The organism is Streptomyces sp. NPDC047042, assembly GCF_040644035.1.
In the GTDB taxonomy this organism is placed as follows: domain Bacteria; phylum Actinomycetota; class Actinomycetes; order Streptomycetales; family Streptomycetaceae; genus Streptomyces.
On sequence record NZ_JBEYVP010000060.1, the window covers coordinates 1 to 16356 of the forward strand.

The 16356-nt window shown below is 68.4% G+C and carries 11 protein-coding genes and 1 pseudogene; 10 read left to right on the forward strand and 2 right to left on the reverse strand.

The annotated features are described in order from the left end of the window. From ABZ855_RS44030 to ABZ855_RS44040, 3 genes are all read left to right on the forward strand, one after another. On the forward strand, nt 1–1413 hold a 1413-nt coding region (locus ABZ855_RS44030; RefSeq protein WP_360818220.1), incomplete at its 5' end, for an oligopeptide/dipeptide ABC transporter ATP-binding protein. Beyond that, a complete protein-coding gene (locus ABZ855_RS44035; protein ID WP_360818223.1) occupies nt 1410–2423 on the forward strand; it encodes an ABC transporter ATP-binding protein in 1014 nt (337 codons plus the stop codon). The genes ABZ855_RS44030 and ABZ855_RS44035, both read left to right, overlap by 4 nt. A 62-nt stretch (nt 2424–2485) precedes the next feature. Beyond that, entirely contained in the window at nt 2486–4720 is a 2235-nt protein-coding gene (locus ABZ855_RS44040) for a DUF6351 family protein (protein WP_360818226.1), read from the forward strand. 81 nt (nt 4721–4801) lie between these two features. On the opposite strand, the pseudogene ABZ855_RS44045 reads toward ABZ855_RS44040, so the two are convergent. Both ABZ855_RS44045 and ABZ855_RS44050 read right to left on the reverse strand, forming a co-directional pair. Beyond that, nucleotides 4802–5299 (reverse strand): annotated as a pseudogene (locus tag ABZ855_RS44045) (enoyl-CoA hydratase-related protein); the annotation flags it as partial. Between the two features lie 33 nt (nt 5300–5332). After that, on the reverse strand, nt 5333–7039 hold the full coding sequence (locus ABZ855_RS44050; RefSeq protein ID WP_360818229.1) for an FAD-dependent oxidoreductase: 1707 nt from the start codon (nt 7037–7039) through the stop codon (nt 5333–5335). A gap of 473 nt (nt 7040–7512) precedes the next feature. Between ABZ855_RS44050 and ABZ855_RS44055 the strand changes: the two genes are divergently transcribed. The 7 genes from ABZ855_RS44055 (at nt 7513) to ABZ855_RS44085 (ending at nt 16346) form a co-directional block, all read left to right on the forward strand. Then, a complete protein-coding gene (locus tag ABZ855_RS44055) occupies nt 7513–8895 on the forward strand; it encodes a glutamine synthetase family protein (protein ID WP_360818232.1) in 1383 nt (460 codons plus the stop codon). A gap of 217 nt (nt 8896–9112) precedes the next feature. After that, on the forward strand, nt 9113–10276 hold the full coding sequence (locus ABZ855_RS44060; protein ID WP_360818235.1) for a cytochrome P450: 1164 nt from the start codon (nt 9113–9115) through the stop codon (nt 10274–10276). 5 nt (nt 10277–10281) lie between these two features. Beyond that, nucleotides 10282–10506 carry a ferredoxin gene (locus ABZ855_RS44065; protein WP_360818238.1) on the forward strand — a complete coding sequence of 75 codons (225 nt, stop codon included), beginning with the start codon at nt 10282–10284 and terminating at the stop codon, nt 10504–10506. Continuing rightward, nucleotides 10503–11681 (forward strand): FAD-dependent oxidoreductase, encoded by a 1179-nt coding sequence (locus tag ABZ855_RS44070; protein ID WP_360818241.1) that lies wholly within the window; start codon nt 10503–10505, stop codon nt 11679–11681. The genes ABZ855_RS44065 and ABZ855_RS44070 overlap by 4 nt, the downstream gene beginning before the upstream one ends. A 10-nt stretch (nt 11682–11691) precedes the next feature. Further along, nucleotides 11692–13485, forward strand: a complete 1794-nt coding sequence (locus ABZ855_RS44075; RefSeq protein ID WP_360818244.1) for a GAF domain-containing protein — start codon at nt 11692–11694, stop codon at nt 13483–13485. Nucleotides 13486–13819: 334 nt separating this feature from the next. Continuing rightward, a complete protein-coding gene (locus ABZ855_RS44080) occupies nt 13820–15280 on the forward strand; it encodes an APC family permease (RefSeq protein WP_360818247.1) in 1461 nt (486 codons plus the stop codon). Nucleotides 15281–15494: 214 nt separating this feature from the next. Next, nucleotides 15495–16346: an ATP-binding cassette domain-containing protein gene (locus tag ABZ855_RS44085; RefSeq protein ID WP_360818250.1), complete on the forward strand. Its 852-nt coding sequence runs from the start codon at nt 15495–15497 to the stop codon at nt 16344–16346. Nucleotides 16347–16356: the final 10 nt, after the last annotated feature.

The following is a 16356-nucleotide window of genomic DNA, read 5'->3' on the forward strand; positions in this document are numbered from 1 at the left end:
ACGCTCGTGGTCCGCGAGGAACTGTTCGTCACCGCCGCCCGGGTCTCCGGAGTACGCCCTTGGCGGATCATGAGCGGCCATGTACTGCGCCGGGTACTCGGCCCGATCCTGGCCCAGGCGTCGGTGTTCGCGGGAGTCGGCCTCGGCTTCCAGGCCGCGCTCGCCTTCCTCGGCGTCATGTCCGCGGGAGACCGGCCGAGCTGGGGCGAGATGATCAGCCAGGCCTCCACCGTCGTCACCTCCGACGGCTGGCTGCTCGTTCCCCCCGGTGTGACGATCGCCCTCACCGTGCTGGCCTTCGGTGTGCTCGGCGACGCCATCGGCGAGCAGACGGCGGTCGATCGCAGGACAATCGCACGGCGCGGCCGCAGGACGAACCCAGCACAGTCGGCGGTGGTGACGACACCGCCGGCCGATCCGGATGGCGCCCTGCTCCTCGTGCGGGGACTCACCGTGACAGCGAGTACGTCCGGCCGGGACACCACCCTGGTCAGCGACGTGAGCTTCGGCATCGGCGCCGGAGAGACGGTCGCCGTCGTCGGCGAATCCGGCTGCGGCAAGAGCATCACCGCCCTCGCACTGCTGGGACTGCTGCCGGACGGTGTCGACGTCACCGGAGGTGAGGTCGTCTACCGCGGTACGGACCTCGTGGACGGAGGACCCAAGGCCTACCGTGCCGTACGCGGCTCCGGTATCGCCTACGTCGCCCAGGACGCCCTCGGCAGCCTGGACCCCACCCACACGGTCGGCAGCCACCTCAAGGAGGTCATCCGCCGTCACGAACCGCTCTCCGGACCCGCGACGCGGGCACGGGCCGCCGAACTGCTCCATCAGGTCAAGCTGCACAACGTAGAGCGGGTCCTCGCCTCGTACCCGCACGAGATCTCCGGCGGCATGGCGCAGCGCGTCAACATCGCCCTCGCCCTCGCGGGCCGGCCGAAACTCGTGATCGCCGACGAGCCCACGACCGCGCTGGATGTCACCGTGCAGGCGGAGATCCTCGCCCTGCTGCGCGAGTTGCAGCAGAGCACCGGCATGGCGATCCTGCTGATCACCCATGACTGGGGCGTCGTCGCGGACGTCGCCGACCGGGCCGTCGTCATGTACGCCGGTGAGGTCGTCGAACAGGCCGATGTCCAGAGCCTGTTCCACGCACCCCGCTTCCCCTACACCGCGGCGCTGCTGGCCGCCGATCCGAGCACCGCTCAGGAGGGGACGCGGCTGCCCACGCTGCCGGGCCGGGTGCCGCCGCCCGGGGCCTGGCCCACCGGATGCCGGTTCGCCGGCCGATGCGTCCACGCGCGCGAGGAGTGCACCAGCGGGCCCGTCCCTCTCCTGCCGGTCGGCCCGGACGCGGCCGCCCGCTGCATCCGCACCGAGGACCTCGTCCGGGAAGGAGCACTACCGCTATGACCCAGGAGCAGTCTCCCGTCCTGGACGTACGCAACATCAGCGTCGACTTCAGGCGCCGACGCCGGGAACCGCTGTTCCGGGCACTGGACGACGTCAGCCTGACCGTCCCGCGCGGTACGACCATGGGGCTGGTCGGGGAGTCGGGATCGGGCAAGTCCACGCTCGCCAAGGCGGTACTGGGCCTCGTGCCCACCCGGTCCGGCAGCGTGCATCTGCTCGGACAGGACACCACCCACCTGAGACCCGCGGAAAGAAGGAAGCTCGGCAGCTCTCTGCAAGCCGTCTTCCAGGATCCCAACAGCTCCCTCAACCCCTCCTGCACCGTCGGACGCAGTCTGGCGGAGCCGATGCTGGCGCAGGGCGTCCGTTCCCGGGAGCTCCTCGCCCGCCGTACGGCGCGGATGCTCGAAGACGTGGGACTGGACCCGGCGGCCGCCGCCAAGTACCCGCGCGACTTCTCTGGAGGGCAACGCCAGCGCATCTCCATCGCCCGCGCCCTGATGACCGAACCCCAACTGGTCGTGTGCGACGAGTCGGTCAGCGCGCTCGACCTGTCGGTCAAGGCCCAGATCCTCAATCTCCTGGCGGACCTCCAGGACGAGCACGGGGTCGGCTACCTGTTCATCTCGCACGACATGTCCGTCGTACGGCACATCTGCCACGACGTCACCGTCCTGTACCGAGGACAGGTCATGGAAGCCGGGCCCACCCGCCTGGTGACCCGCGAACCCGCCCACCCCTACACCCGCGCCCTCCTGCTCGCCGCCCCGGTGGCCGACCCGCAGGCACAGCGGCAACGGCGTGCCGCGACCGCTGCGTACGGACGCACGTCAGGGTCCACGGCTGAGGTGTCGAACGGCTGCCCGTTCGCCCCACGCTGCCCCTTCGCTACGGACCAGTGCCGACAGGAACGCCCCGAGCCTCGAACGCTCACCGACGGGCGGGTCGTGGCATGCCACCGCTATCCGGAATGGCGCCGGGAAGACAGGGCCAACGCGCAAACAGCCTGAAGCAGGGATCCGCCCGACGTCCTCTCACCCGGGCACCGCTCTGACGAACTGGGAGAAGCACGATGGCTCACGCCGTAGACAGGCCCGGTGGGAATCTCACACTGGGGGCAAAGGCCAGATGGCTGACCGTCCTCGTGGTGGCCTTGGCTCTCACACTGACCGCGATCGCGCACGCCGACTCAGGGGGATCAATCCAGATCAGGGTGCTGTCGAATCGCGCGGATCTGGTGTCCGGGGGTGACGCTCTCGTCGAGGTGGTGCTGCCGTCCGGGGCGACACCGCAGAACGTGCGCGTGGACGTGGACGGGCGGGACGTGACGTCCGCTTTCGCGCTCCGGCCGGACGGTCGCTTCCTGGGTATGGTCACCGGCCTTCGGGTCGGCGAGAACAAGGTGACGGCCCAGGGGCAGGCGGGCGCGGCGCGCCTGACCGTCACCAACCATCCCGTCGGCGGACCCGTGTTCGCCGGGCCCCAGGTGCAGCCGTGGGAGTGTGTCACCGAGGAGAACGGCCTCGGGGCACCGCAGGACGCCGCCTGCAACACCCCGGCGAAGTACACCCTGTTCTACAAGTCGTCGCTGACCGGCCAGTTCACGGCTTACGACCCTACGAATCCCCCTCTGGACCTCGCGTACACGACGACAGACCAGGGAAAGCGAGTGGCCTACGTCGTGCGCCGGGAACGCGGCGTCATGGACCGGGGGATCTACGACATCGCGGTGTTGTACGACCCCGCCAAGACCTGGAAGCCGTGGGCGCCGCAAAGCGGCTTCAACGGCAAGCTCGTGGTGCCATTCGGCGGCGACTGCACACCGCGGCACTCGCAGGGCGCGCCCGCGGAGAGCGTTCTCGACGACGCGGCGCTGTCGCGTGGATTCGGCGTCGCGACGTCCAATCTGAACATGCTGGGGCAGAACTGCAATGGCGTGGTCTCCGCCGAAGCGCTGGTGATGCTCAAGGAGCACTTCGTCGAGACCTACGGCCCGGTCCGCTACACCATCGGCCGGGGCTGCTCCGGCGGATCCATGCAGCAGCACTGGATCACCTCCAACTACCCCGGACTGCTGAACGGCATCCTGCCCTCCTGCAGTTTCCCCGACGTCTGGTCCACGGTGCAGGAGGCCGAGGACTGCCACCTGCTCGACCGGCACTTCGACAGGTCCCCGCTGTGGACGGTGACCGCCCAGCGCACCGCGGTGACCGGCCACGCGGCCGAGACGGTGTGCCGGTCGCTCTGGGACAACCCGACCGGCAATGCGCAGTACGCCAAGACCTGGCTGGACCCGGACAACGGGACCGGCTGCCTCGGCGGTCTCACCGCCGGCCACACCACCCTGGAGCCCAACCCCCCGTGGGTGTACGACGCCGAGACGAACCCCGGGGGCGAGCGGTGCACACTGCAGGACTACGCCGTCGCGGTCTGGGGCCGAAGGCCCGAGAGTTCCTGGGGCCCGGTCGAAGAACGCATCCACCGCGGTTTCGCCAACCGGCCGTACGACAACACCGGTATCCAGTACGGCCTGAAGGCCCTTGAATCCGGCCTGGTCACCCCCGAGCAGTTCGTCGACCTCAACGAGAACGTCGGCGGGCTGGACATCGACTGGAACTGGCAGCCGGGACGCAGCGAGGCCGACCCCGCGGCGCTGGAAACCGCCTACCGCTCCGGTCAGGTGACCTACCCCCGCGAGGCGGCCAAGGTCCCCGTCATCGACCTCCGCACCGCCACCGGCAACCTGGAGATCCACACCGACTTCCACAGTTACGAGATGCGCGCCCGGCTCGACCAAGCCAACGGCGACCACGACAACCAGATCATCTGGACGGGCGTGCCCGCCGTCGCCAGTGACGACGACGCCAGTGAGAAGGCGTTCGTGCTCATGGACAGCTGGCTGGCCCGCATCGAGGCCGACACGTCCACCGACCCGCTGGAGACCAAGGTGGTGCGCGACAAGCCGGCCGCCGCGGTCGACGCGTGCTGGATCGGCGGCCACGAGATCACCGACATGTCCGTCTGCCGGGCCGCCTACCCCTACTTCGGTCTGCCCCGGACCGCCGCCGGAGGCCCGGTGGCCAACAACATCCTCAAGTGCCGGCTCAAACCACTCAACCGGGGCGACTACACCTCCGACTTCACCAACGCCCAGTGGGACCGGCTGCGGAACACCTTCCCCGAGGGGGTGTGCGACTACAGCAAGCCCGGCGTGGCCCAGCAGCCCTCGCTGCCATGGCTGACCTTCGCCGACGGATCGGGCGGGCAGCCGCTGGGCGCCCCGCCGAAGTCCAGCCCCGCGCCCTGAAGCACGAGGTGTCCGCGCTGGCGGCCTCCGACAGCTGACGGACGGACGGATCAGTTGTTCGGCGCCCACTGGGCGCCGAACACGGAACGCGCGCATTCCTTCCGCGGCGTCCCCGTAGGCGAACAGGTCGGCGGAAAGCCTCACCATCTCGGCTCCCCGCTCCTCGATCGTCCGGCGCGTGCGCGCCGCGGTCACCTTCTTGGACTCGGTCAGGCCCTGTCGCGAGCACAGGCGCAGGGCCACGAGAAGTTCCGCGACGCGCTCGTCCGTTGCCTGCGCGCCGTCCGGGGCTTCGGTCAGCAGACCGATGTCGGCCGCCGTGGCACCGTCGAAGGTCTCACCGGTCAGGAAGTAGCGCGCCGCCGCTCGTTCGTCGAGGCGGGGCAGCACGACGAGGGAGATGATCACGGAGGTGAGGCCGAGGCTTACCTCGGAGAAGGAGAGGCTCGTGTCGGCGGAAGCAACCGCGATGTCGGCGGCCCCGATCAGCCCTCTGCCTCCCGCCCGTGCGTTCCCCTGGCGGGTAGCTGTACCGCAGAGCGGCGGATCGCCGTTTCTTCGGCCGAGGTGACATGGCATCACGGAGAATTGAGACGGCGGTGCGCCGTATTGTCATGGTGTCGTCTCACGGCTCCCCCGTGCGACCCGCAGCATCTCGTTGACGGAGGTCAGCTTGACGCGCGGCCGCTTGTGCTCCCTTGCGACGGCCCGCTCGTGGCGGTCGATCGCCTGCCAGGCCGCGTGATCGAGGGCGTCCGGCTGCCGCTCGGCGATCAGTGCGCGCAGGGCGTCACCGCCCTGTGCCGGCGCGAGCAGGCGGCCGGCGGCGAAATCGTCGAACAGCGCCTGCACGGTTTCCTCGGCACACTTCTTGTTGGTGCCGATGACGCCCGACGGACCGCGCTTGATCCAGCCGGCGGTGTAGACGCCGGCCACCCGGGTCCCGGTCGTGGGATCGACCACGCGGCCATGATCGTTGGGCAGCCTGCCACTGGAATGGTCGAACGGCAGCCCGGACAGAGGAACTCCCTTGTATCCGATCGACCGCAGGACGAGGCCGCATGGGATGTCCTCGGTCACACCGGTCGCGCGGGCCTCCAGCCGCGCGCCGGAGCCAACAATCTCGTTGCGAGCCACTCGGATCCCGTGCACGCGATCCTCCCCGAGGATCTCGACGGGCGAGCCGAGGAAACGCAGAGAGACACGCCTGCCCGCTCCGCCACGTGGCTGGCCGGCAAGTTCGCCGAGGATTTTGGCCTTCTGTGCCGCAGGCGTGTAAGGAGCGGCGTCCAGGGTGGCTGCGGTCAGCGGGTCGATCGTGGCCTCGTCGGGGTCGACGTGGACCTGGAATCCTCGGGTTCCGGCCAAGCCAAGCAGCTCGGGCGTGGTGAAGGCGGCCTGGGCGGGACCACGCCTGCCAAGTACGACCACCTCGGTGATCCGGCTGGTGGCGAGTGCCTCCAGCGCATGGTCGCTGATGTCGGTGCGCTTCAGACGGTCCACGTCACTCGCGAGAATACGGGCCACATCCAGCGCCACGTTGCCGTTGCCGACGATCACGGCGCGTTCACCGGAGAGGTCGAAGCTGTGCTCGGCGAAGTCCGGGTGTCCGTTGTACCAGGCGACGAAGTCAGTGGCGGAGTGGCTCCCCGGCAGACCCTCACCCGGCACGCCGAGCTCCCGGTCGCCCGGAGCGCCCACGGCGTAGATCACCGCGTGGTGGTGAGCCAGCAGTTCCTCGTGGCTGATGTGCTTGCCCACCTCGACATTGAGATGGAAGTCGAGGCCCTTGCGCCCAGCGGTGCGGGTGAACAGTTTGGTGACCGACTTGGTGGCCTGATGGTCGGGTGCCACGCCGAACCGCACGAGCCCCCATGGCGTGGGCAGGCGCTCGAACAGATGCACCTCAACGCCGACACCCTTGCGTGTGAGCAGGTGTTCGGCGGCGTAACTGGCCGCCGGGCCCGAACCGACGATCGCCACCCGCAGCGGCCCCGGCTCCGACAACACTTCGACCTTCGGCTTACGCGCCTCGTATGGTTCCGGGGAGTAAGTCCTGTGCGCCGGGTCCGCGAAGTACTGTGCGTTGATCTCCAGATATCGCTCGGTGGAGGCGGTGAGGTCGAACTCCGTGACGATCGCGTCCACCGGGCAGGCGTCGGCGCACGCGCCGCAGTCGATGCAGCTCTTCGGATCGATGTAAAGCATCTCCGCCGTGCCGTAGCCCGGCTCGTCCGGCGTCGGGTGGATGCAGTTGACCGGGCACACCGAAACGCAGGTGGCGTCGTTGCAGCAGTTCTGGGTGACCACGTAGGTCATGCGGTACCTCCACTCGCGCCCACCGCTCTTGCGGTGATCGCGTCATCCGACCCGGCGGTGCGCTCACAGCCCACCGGAATTCCGTTCAAAGCGCTGGGACACGGGGCTGTTCACGCAGATGCGAGGAAGTACGGCCGGAACCAACCGGTGAGGCTGGCGAGAGTCACCGGAAAGGGACGGACGCCCGACCACAACCAGGTTGGCCACGGTGTACACGACGCACATGTCTCGCCCTGTGTCACGGCGAGGTGATCGTCCCCGTGCGGCAGAGTGCGCGAGTCCTCAGCATGTGATCTGTGGTTCCATGCTGAGTCAGGGCCCTCGACCGGACAACGTGCGGAGCGCCCTCCCGGGCCATGAAGCATGTGCAATCTGCACACAGACGTGCCGAAGCCGCCTGCCTAAAGTCAACCCACCGAACTTGCCCGGCCTAGAGTCGGGAATACCATCCATTCGGATTGGAGCTGGGGAACATGGCAGTGGGCGAGGAATCCGCCGACCAGGAATTGATCAGCGATTTCATCAAGAAGAACGGGATCCACACGTTCAAGATCGGAGCCGTGGACCTGGACGGACTGTGGCGCGGCAAGAGGATCTCCAGCGAATACTTCCTGAACGGTGTCTGGCGTAACGGCACTTTCCTCTGCAACATCCTTTTCGGCTGGGACCTCCAGGACGAGCCCATCCCGGACCTCGCCTACACGGGAGCCCACACGGGTTACCCGGACATCAACATGCGGCCCGACCTGTCGACGCTCGCCGTGGTCCCCTGGGAACCGGGTACCGCATCCGTCATCTGTGACGTCTTCGAGCGTGACGGTCAGTCGCTCGACCTGTCCCCGCGGAACGTTCTGAAAGCGAACGTCGAGCGCTTCAAGGCCCTGGGATACGAACCCCTCGCCGCCTACGAATTCGAGTTCTACCTCTTCCAGGGGACTGCGCGCGAACTGGCGGGCCGCGGCTGGCGCGACCTGGAGGCGCTGTCCGAGGGGAACCACACGTACAGCGTGTACCGGGATACCGGCAGCGAATTCATCATTGGCGAGGTGCGCCAACGGCTCGCTGAATACGGCGTCAGTATCGAGGCCAGCAACAGCGAGCACGGTCCAGGTCAGTTCGAAGTCAACATCCACTACTCGAATGCCCTGAAGGCCGCCGACAACGCGATGCTGTTCAAGCACACGGTGAAGGAGCTCGCCGCCCGGCACGGCCTCACGGCCTCGTTCATGGCGAAACTGAATCCGTCCTGGGCCGGATCCTCCGGCCACATGCATCAGAGCCTGCTGCGCGCCGACGGGACCCCGGCCTTCGCGAACCCGTCCGACCCGGGCCGTCTGAGCGATGTGGGCAACGGCTACCTCGCAGGCCTCGTCGAGCACGCGGCGGACCTGACGGCGATCTTCCTGCCGAACATCAACTCCTACAAGCGCACCATGGCGGGAGACTGGGCCCCCAGCACCGTCAGCTGGGGTCTCGACAACCGTACGGTCGCCATCCGGTCCATCCCGGGCAGCGGATCGTCGGCCCGCATCGAGAACCGGCTCGCGGGCGCCGACGCGAACCCGTACCTGGTGATCGCGGCCAGCCTGGCGGCGGGGCTCGACGGGATCGAACAGGGTATTTCACTGCCGCCGGCGGTGGAGGGCGACGGCTACTCCCTGCCTCCCACCCGGAGCAGCCTTCTCCCGACGACGCTGTCGAGCGCGATCGACCAGTTCGAAGCGAGCATCTTCGCCCGCAAGGCCTTCGGGGACCGCTTCGTGGACCACTACGCGGATCTTCGCCGCTGGGAGGTCAAGAAGTTCGCCTCGGCCGTCACCGAGTGGGAGATCGCTCGGTACCTCGAGCACATCTGACCACCGCGCCGCCGGACCGGGCCGCTTGCACGTATTTCCAGGACGGACACCTCGGCGCCCCACCTCCGCCCTTCCTGTTCCCAGGGACACGACCTCACGGACGAGGCGACTGGCTCCGTCGGCGAACGAGGGCGGGAACGGCCCGCGCTCTCTTCGGCCGACCGTGGACAAGCCGCGCACGGTCCGTCCTGCACACCATTGAATGGAGAAACGATTCATGTCTGACGCCCAGACCACGGCTCGGAACTTCACATACCACGGGGCCGCACTCGACGGCATCTTCGACACCTATCGGGAGCTGCGAGAGCAGTGCCCGGTGGGGCGCAGCGAGCAACACGGCGGCTTCTGGTTCCTCACCAAGAGCGAGGACATCCTGGCCGCCGAGCAGGATCCCGAGACCTTCTCGGTCACCCCGAGCATGCTCCTGCCCGAATTCGGCAACGACCTGCCGATGATCCCGATCGACGTCGATCCGCCGGAGCACACCGACTACCGCCGGCTTCTTCTGCCGCTGTTCACGCCCAAGGCCATCGCGCAGCTCGACGAGGGCATGTACCGCACCGCGCGCGAGCTCGCCACGCAGATCGCCTCGCAGGAGGTAGCCGATGTCTCGGCCGCCTTCGCCCGGCCGATGCCCACCATCGTGTTCAGCAGACTGGCCGGTTTCCCGGAGGAGGACTGGCCGAAGTTCGACCACTGGGTCGACGAGGTCATCTACGAGCGGGTGGACGACCCTGCCCGTGCCCAGCGCGCCAGCCAGGAGGTGATGGATTACTTCGGCGCGCTGCTGACGTCGCGCGCCGGGGACGAGAAGTCCGACGACCTCATGAGCCACCTCCTCAACGTCGAGATGCAGGGGCGCAAGCTCACCCAGGATGAGCTGCGGTCCTTCTTCTACCTGCTGTTCCTCGCGGGGCTCGACACCACGGCGTGGGCCATCCGCGCCAGCCTCTGGTATCTGGCCCAGAACCCCAAGGCCCAGGCGCGGCTGCGTGAGAACCCCGATCTGATCCCGACAGCGGCCGAAGAGTTCCTTCGGACCATGTCGCCGGTCCAGGCCATGGCCCGTACTTGCAAGCGGGACACCGAGGTGGGCGGACAGCAGATCAAGGCCGGTGAGCGCGTGGTGCTCGTGTTCGGAGCGGGCAACCGGGATCCGGAGGTCTTCGACAACCCCGAGGAGATCGACCTGGACCGCGAGGACAACCGTCACCTCTCGTTCGGCGGCGGCATCCACCGCTGCCTCGGATCCAACTTGGGACGGCGGGAACTGATCATCGCGCTGGAGGAGTTCCTGCGTACGGTAGGCGACTTCTCGCTGGCCGACCCGAGCGAGCCGTGGCACGGCGTCGGCCCGCTGACGCTCCGGATCGGACGGTGAGCGCCATGCAGCACGTATCCGTCGACACGACCCGCTGCCAGGGCCACGCGCGCTGCTTCGCCTTCGCCCCGGACGTCTTCGACATGGATGACGAGGGTTACGCGTTCGTTCCGGACGAGCACAGCAATGTCGCCGAGGTCACTTCGGACCTCCGGCAGGCCGTGGCCAACTGTCCGGAGCGGGCGATCCTGATCACGGCGGAGTCGAAAGCGGAGGACCACCAGGCATGAACGCCGCTACCCGCCTCCTCGTGATCGGTGCCTCTGTGGCCTCGGGAGCGCTGGTCGCGCAGCTTCGTGCGGACGGCTACACCGGCCGGATCGCCGTCGTCGACGGGGACCCGGACGCGCCGTACGATCGGCCGCCCCTGTCCAAGGACTTCCTCACCGAGAGCGGACTCCGCCCGCAGGCACCATGGTGGGACGGACAATGCGAGCTGGTCCGGGGGTGGGCCACCGGGATGGACGTCGAGTCCTCCACAGTGGAGATCACCTTGGCCGATGGGGGCGGCCGAGCCACCCTCGGCGCCGACCACATCGTGGTCGCCACCGGATCGGCTCCCGTCCGGCTGCCAGGGCAACCGGACGGCGTGGCCGAACTACGAACGGCCGCGGACGCGCGCCGCATCAGGGAGTTGGCCAGGCCCGGCCGGCATGTGATCATCCTGGGCGCCGGCACCGTCGGGACGGAACTCGCCTCCAGCCTCAACGACGCCGGCTGCGCCGTCACCGTCGTCGACCAGGCCGACCGGCCCCTGGACCGGTTCCTGGGCGGCCACCTGGGCGCCGAGGCGGAGGGGTGGGTCCGCGACGCCGGTGTGCGGTTGCTCCTCCGTTCACGGGTGAAGGACATCGGGCGGGAGGGTTCCGGCTGGTGGGTGTCGACCGACTCCGGCCCGCTCACGGGTGATCTGGTGGTCTGCGCGGTGGGCACCCGCCCTGCGGTCCGCTGGCTCGCGGGATCGCGCCTCGACCTCACCGACGGCATCCGGTGCGACGGCGATGGAACGGCACTGGACACCTCGTCCAAGCCTGTCCCCAACGTGCACGCCATAGGCGACGTGTCCGCATGGGACACCGACGGCACCGGACCGCGACGCCAGGAGGACTGGACCACCGCCCAGCGCCAGGGACGCCACCTGGCGCGCCGTCTGCTCGGCCTGGAACCGGCGGAGCCCGTGGGCAGGTCGCCACGCTACTTCTGGAGCCACCAGTTCGGCAGGAGGATCCAGCTGCTCGGCAGGCCCGAGCGCGATGCGACCCTCGTACAGCACGTCGACGTACCCGACCGGAAGGCGGGGTTCTATACCCTTGAGCATGACGGCGGGACCGTGGCCTGGATCGCCGTCAACACTCCCAAGGAGTTCGCCATGGCCATGAGGAAGTCGGTCCAGGCCGTCGGCTGAAAGGGTCCCCATGAGCAACCCCGCCGCCGACCCGGAAGCCTTCAAGGCGCACTTCGACGAGATGACCGAGCAACTCGTCGCGGTGGAGCGCCGAGCCAAGACGCTGGCCGAGCTGAACCGGCTGCTGTCCCAGGGCAGGGACCCCCTGGCCCTGGCACAGCGGGCCGTGGACCTCGTTATGCGAGCGACCGGGGCCTACGGAACCTACGTGTATCTGTGGGATCCCGAGAGTGAGCGACTGGTGATGCGGGTCGCGACCACGGGACGCGTCGCCGCCCATGTCGACCGGATCCAGCTCCGCCTGGGGGAAGGCATCACGGGGTGGTCCGCGCTGATGCGACAGACCGTGGTCCTCCACGACAACATCCCCCTCGACCCGAGATTCGTCGGTTTCCCGGGTATCGAGGAGGAAGCGTTCCGGTCGATGGTCGCCGTGCCCATCGCCGTACCCGGCGGAGATCTCCTGGGCGTGTTCAGCCTCTACTCCGAGCAGCCCGCTGCATTCGACACACACCACGTCGACCTCGCCACCGAGGTGGGAAGCCTGCTGGCCAGTGGCCTCGTCCACGCCGAGACCTTGCGCGACCTCCGCCGTCAGTCCGCTGCGGCCCGCTTCCTGATGACCGTGCCCGCCGATGCCACGACCTCTCGCCAGCGGTGTGCCGACGTCCTCGCCGAGTCGATCCGTGACCAGGTGGACGCCGTGCTGTGCACCATTGAACTTGCCGACCGCAGCTCGATGGGAGGGCATGTCAGACCCAGCCTCGCCTTCGCCGACGATGTGGAAAAGTCGATCGTCGTGGCCTCGCGGTCGGTGCAGTCCAGGGCAGACCTCCCTGCCCTGGTGGAGAAGCTCGGCGTGAAGCTTCAGAAGTTCACTACCTCGTTCGGCGCGCTGTTCCCCCTCGGCACGATCACCTGCTACCGGCGCCGGCCGTTCACCGAGGCCGACTCCAGCCTGCTGGAAGCCCTGGGGGCCCAGGCCGCCGCTCTGGTTGCCTCGCTGAGCAACCCGGCCATGACCACACCATTGGCCGGGCGTCTGGCGGCGGCCCCCACGCCCGGAAGCGCCGAACGTATCCTGCGTGACCTCGGCTGGCACTCCGGACCGACCCATCCGGTCCTCGTCAGGCTCCGGTCAGTGGCCTACGGCACCCCGTCCGCGTTCGACCGACTTGCGGACTCCTTGAGGGAGACGTGTACCGGAGTGGACGCTGCCCTGCTCGTTCCCTCGGCTCCTCTGGTGTCCCTTCTGATCCGCTGCCGGCCGGAGCAATGGAAGGGCTTCGAGCAGTCACTCCGCAATACCGTCAAGCAGTTCCGAGCCGAGGCCGTGGGCGGAGTGGCGGTGGGGATCGGGCCGCTCGCGAGCAACGTCCGTGACCTAACGGCAGCCCTGGACAAGGCGGAGTGGAGCCTGGCGTGGGCCGAACTGCTGGGCGAGAGCGCCTCGGTGATCCACTATCAGGACGTCGCCCACCTCCAGCTCCTCCCCAAGGTCGCCATGGACATCGGCGAGGAACTGCGTGAGGTCCTGGCCCGGGTGTCCGAGGTCATCCGCTACGACCTTCGGCACGGCACGGCCCTCTCCGTGACCCTGGAGAGCTACCTGGCCAGTCACTGCTCGGCGACCGACACGGCGAACGAACTGTTCATCCACCGCAACACCCTGAGACAACGACTCGGACGTATCGAAGAGCTGCTCGGGCGCCCGGTGGACGAGCTGGGCAACTGGGCGGTGGTCGCGCTGGCCGCACGACTGGCCCTGGCCACACAGCCCGAGCTGACTGACGGGACGGGCTGAGACCCGCTCACCCGGGCCTGCGGCAGACCCCGACCTGAGGCGTGGCTCCGCCGGGCCTCCTCTCTCTACACCTTCCGTGCCTGACCCCTGTGGCCGACGATCAGGTGCAAGGCGCCCTCTGTACTCGTGAGGCATGTGCAGGTTGCACACAGACGCGCCGCAGGCTGCCGCCTAGCATCTCGAAAAACATTGGGAGCGCCCCCAAAGAAGGCCGAATTTTGGCCCCGGCCCGGATGCACCCAATTTCTTCGCCTGTACCCGTCTGTTGCCCTTCTTTTCGTGCATCGAATTCGAAGCGCGATTTCGGCGGAGTGAAATTGAAGGAGGTCCGCCGGTGACCAGTGACCAGTCCGAGAGCGTCATAAATCAGGGAGGTCGGCACCAGTTGCCGACCGAAGCGACTGGGGTGGGCCGGGCGAACAGTCTGAGCGGTCACCTCGGTGTGTGGTCGATCGTGTTCATGGTGGTGGCGGCCGCGGCCCCCCTCACGGTCGTCGCCGGAGTGGTCCCTCTGGGGATAGGCATCGGTAACGGGGCCGCATTTCCGCTCATGTTCGTGGTCTGTTGTGTGAGCCTGCTGTTGTTCGCCGTGGGGTTCACGAGAATGACCCCCTACGTGCCCAACGCCGGGGGCTTCTACACATACATTCGTTCAAGTCTGGGCCGGCCCATGGGCCTTGGCTCGGCGTACCTCGCGCTGGCCACCTACAGCGCCGTGATGCTCGGTGTGTACGGCTACATCGGCGCGGTGACGCAGGGGCTGGTGCTCCAGTACGCCGGAGCGAACCTGCCTTGGTGGCTCTACTCCGCGGGCGTGTTGCTGATTGTCGCCGTGCTCGGGTACCGGCACGTCGAACTGTCCGGCAAGGTGCTCGGTGTGCTGCTGATGTGTGAGATCGGCATCGTGGTCCTGCTCGATGTCGTGGTGATCGGTCAAGGCGGGGAGTCAGGTCTGTCGACCGCGTTCCTGCAGCCTTCCCAGATCACCTCAGGCTCACCGGGGATCGCGCTCATGTTCGCGATCGCCAGCTTCCTCGGATTCGAGGCGACCGCCGTGTACCGGGACGAGGCGCGTGACCCGGACCGGACGGTGCCACGCGCCACCTACTTGGCACTGCTGCTCGTCGGCGGCTTCTACGCGCTGTCGTCGTGGGCGCTGGTGTCGGCCTGGGGCGACCGGGCCGCAGTGGCGGAGGCAAACGCCGATCCGGGCAACATGCTGATCGCGACGGTGGAGCGCTACCTCGGCTCCGCAGGTTCGGACGTTGTGCAACTCCTGCTGGTCAGCAGCATTTTCGCGGCCATCCTGTCCTTCCACAACGTGGCTGCCCGGTATGTGTTCTCCCTCAGCAACACCGGTGCGCTTCCGACAGGTGGCGGCCGCAGCCATGCTCGTCACGGCTCGCCGCACATCGCCTCACTGGCGACGAGCGGCCTCGCACTGGTCATGCTCGGGATCTTCGCGGCCCTCGGCATGGACCCGGTCACCCAGATCTTCTCGTGGCTCGTCGGGATCGCCACGTTGGGGGTGCTGGTGCTGATGTGCCTGGCCTGCCTGGCCGTGGTCGTGTTCTTCCGCCGCACCCGGGCCGACCGAAGCATGTGGGCGACTGTGATCGCTCCGCTACTGGGGCTTGCGGGGCTGCTCGTCTGCCTGATCCTCACCGTCATGAACTTCCAGCTGCTGATCGCGGGTTCCAGCGGGCTGGCGATCGCGATCGAGGCGTTGCTCGCAGCGTTCTTCGTCGCGGGAGCAGTCGTGGCGCTGGTACGACGCGGGAACCTGACCGACTGAGGCCGTCCGTGCGGCAGGGCGCTACCCGAAGCCTCGAAGTCGACTCGCTGCGGCCCGACGCGCCGGTCGTGACCCGAGGAAGACGTCGCGCCCTGCCGCACTGGCACCGACAAGGCTCCGGCGGTCCCCGCCCTGCTGCCGAAGCACCCGACTCCCATCACTGCGCCGGTCGACACCGGCGTCCCCCCACTCCGAGATCAGAGAGATTCCGTCTGTGGAAGCGACCGAAGCGACCCACGCCGCCTCCGATACCGTTCTGCGGTTCGACGACGTCCATCTGTGGCGCCACACCCCGCACGGCCGCCATGTCCTGCTGTCCGGCATCCGCTGGGAGGTCCGGCGCGGCGAGCGGTGGGCGTTGCTGGGGCACAACGGCGCGGGCAAGAGCACCCTTCTGTCGCTGGCCGGCGCGGTGCGGCACCCGAGTGACGGCACGGTGGAGGTCCTGGGCCGCCGCCTGGGCCGCGCCGACCTGCGGGAGCTGCGCACCGAGGTGGGGCATGTGTCTGCGGCGACCGCCATCCCCACCCGGCTGACGGTCCGCGACTACGTGCTCACCGGAATCACCGGTACGGTGCAGCCCCTGCCAGGCCAGTACGGCGATTCCGAACGCAAGCGGGCCCTGGAGGCGCTGGAGCTGATGGGTCTTGGGACGCTGGCCGACCAGGAGATGCGGCTCTGCTCCCAGGGTGAACAGAGCAGGGCCCGAATCGCCCGTGCCCTGGTGCCTCAGCCCCGTCTGTTGCTGCTGGACGAGCCCGCTGCCGCGCTGGACCTGCCCTCCCGTGAGCGGCTCATCGACGCGCTGGACACCCTGGCCGCGGAGTACCCGCGGCTGGCCACCGTGCTGGTCACCCACCACCTGGAGGAACTTCCGGCGTCGTTCGGCCATGCCCTGCTGTTGCGCAAGGGCGCCACCGTGGCATGCGGCACGGCCGCGCGCACTCTCACCTCGGACCACCTGAGCAGCTGCTTCGGGCTGCCGCTCACGGTGTCCCAGGAGCATGGCCGCTGGCGTGCCCGGCTGGCCGCCGGGCAGCGCCTCGACCCCTCCTGGAACGCATGACAACGTTCCT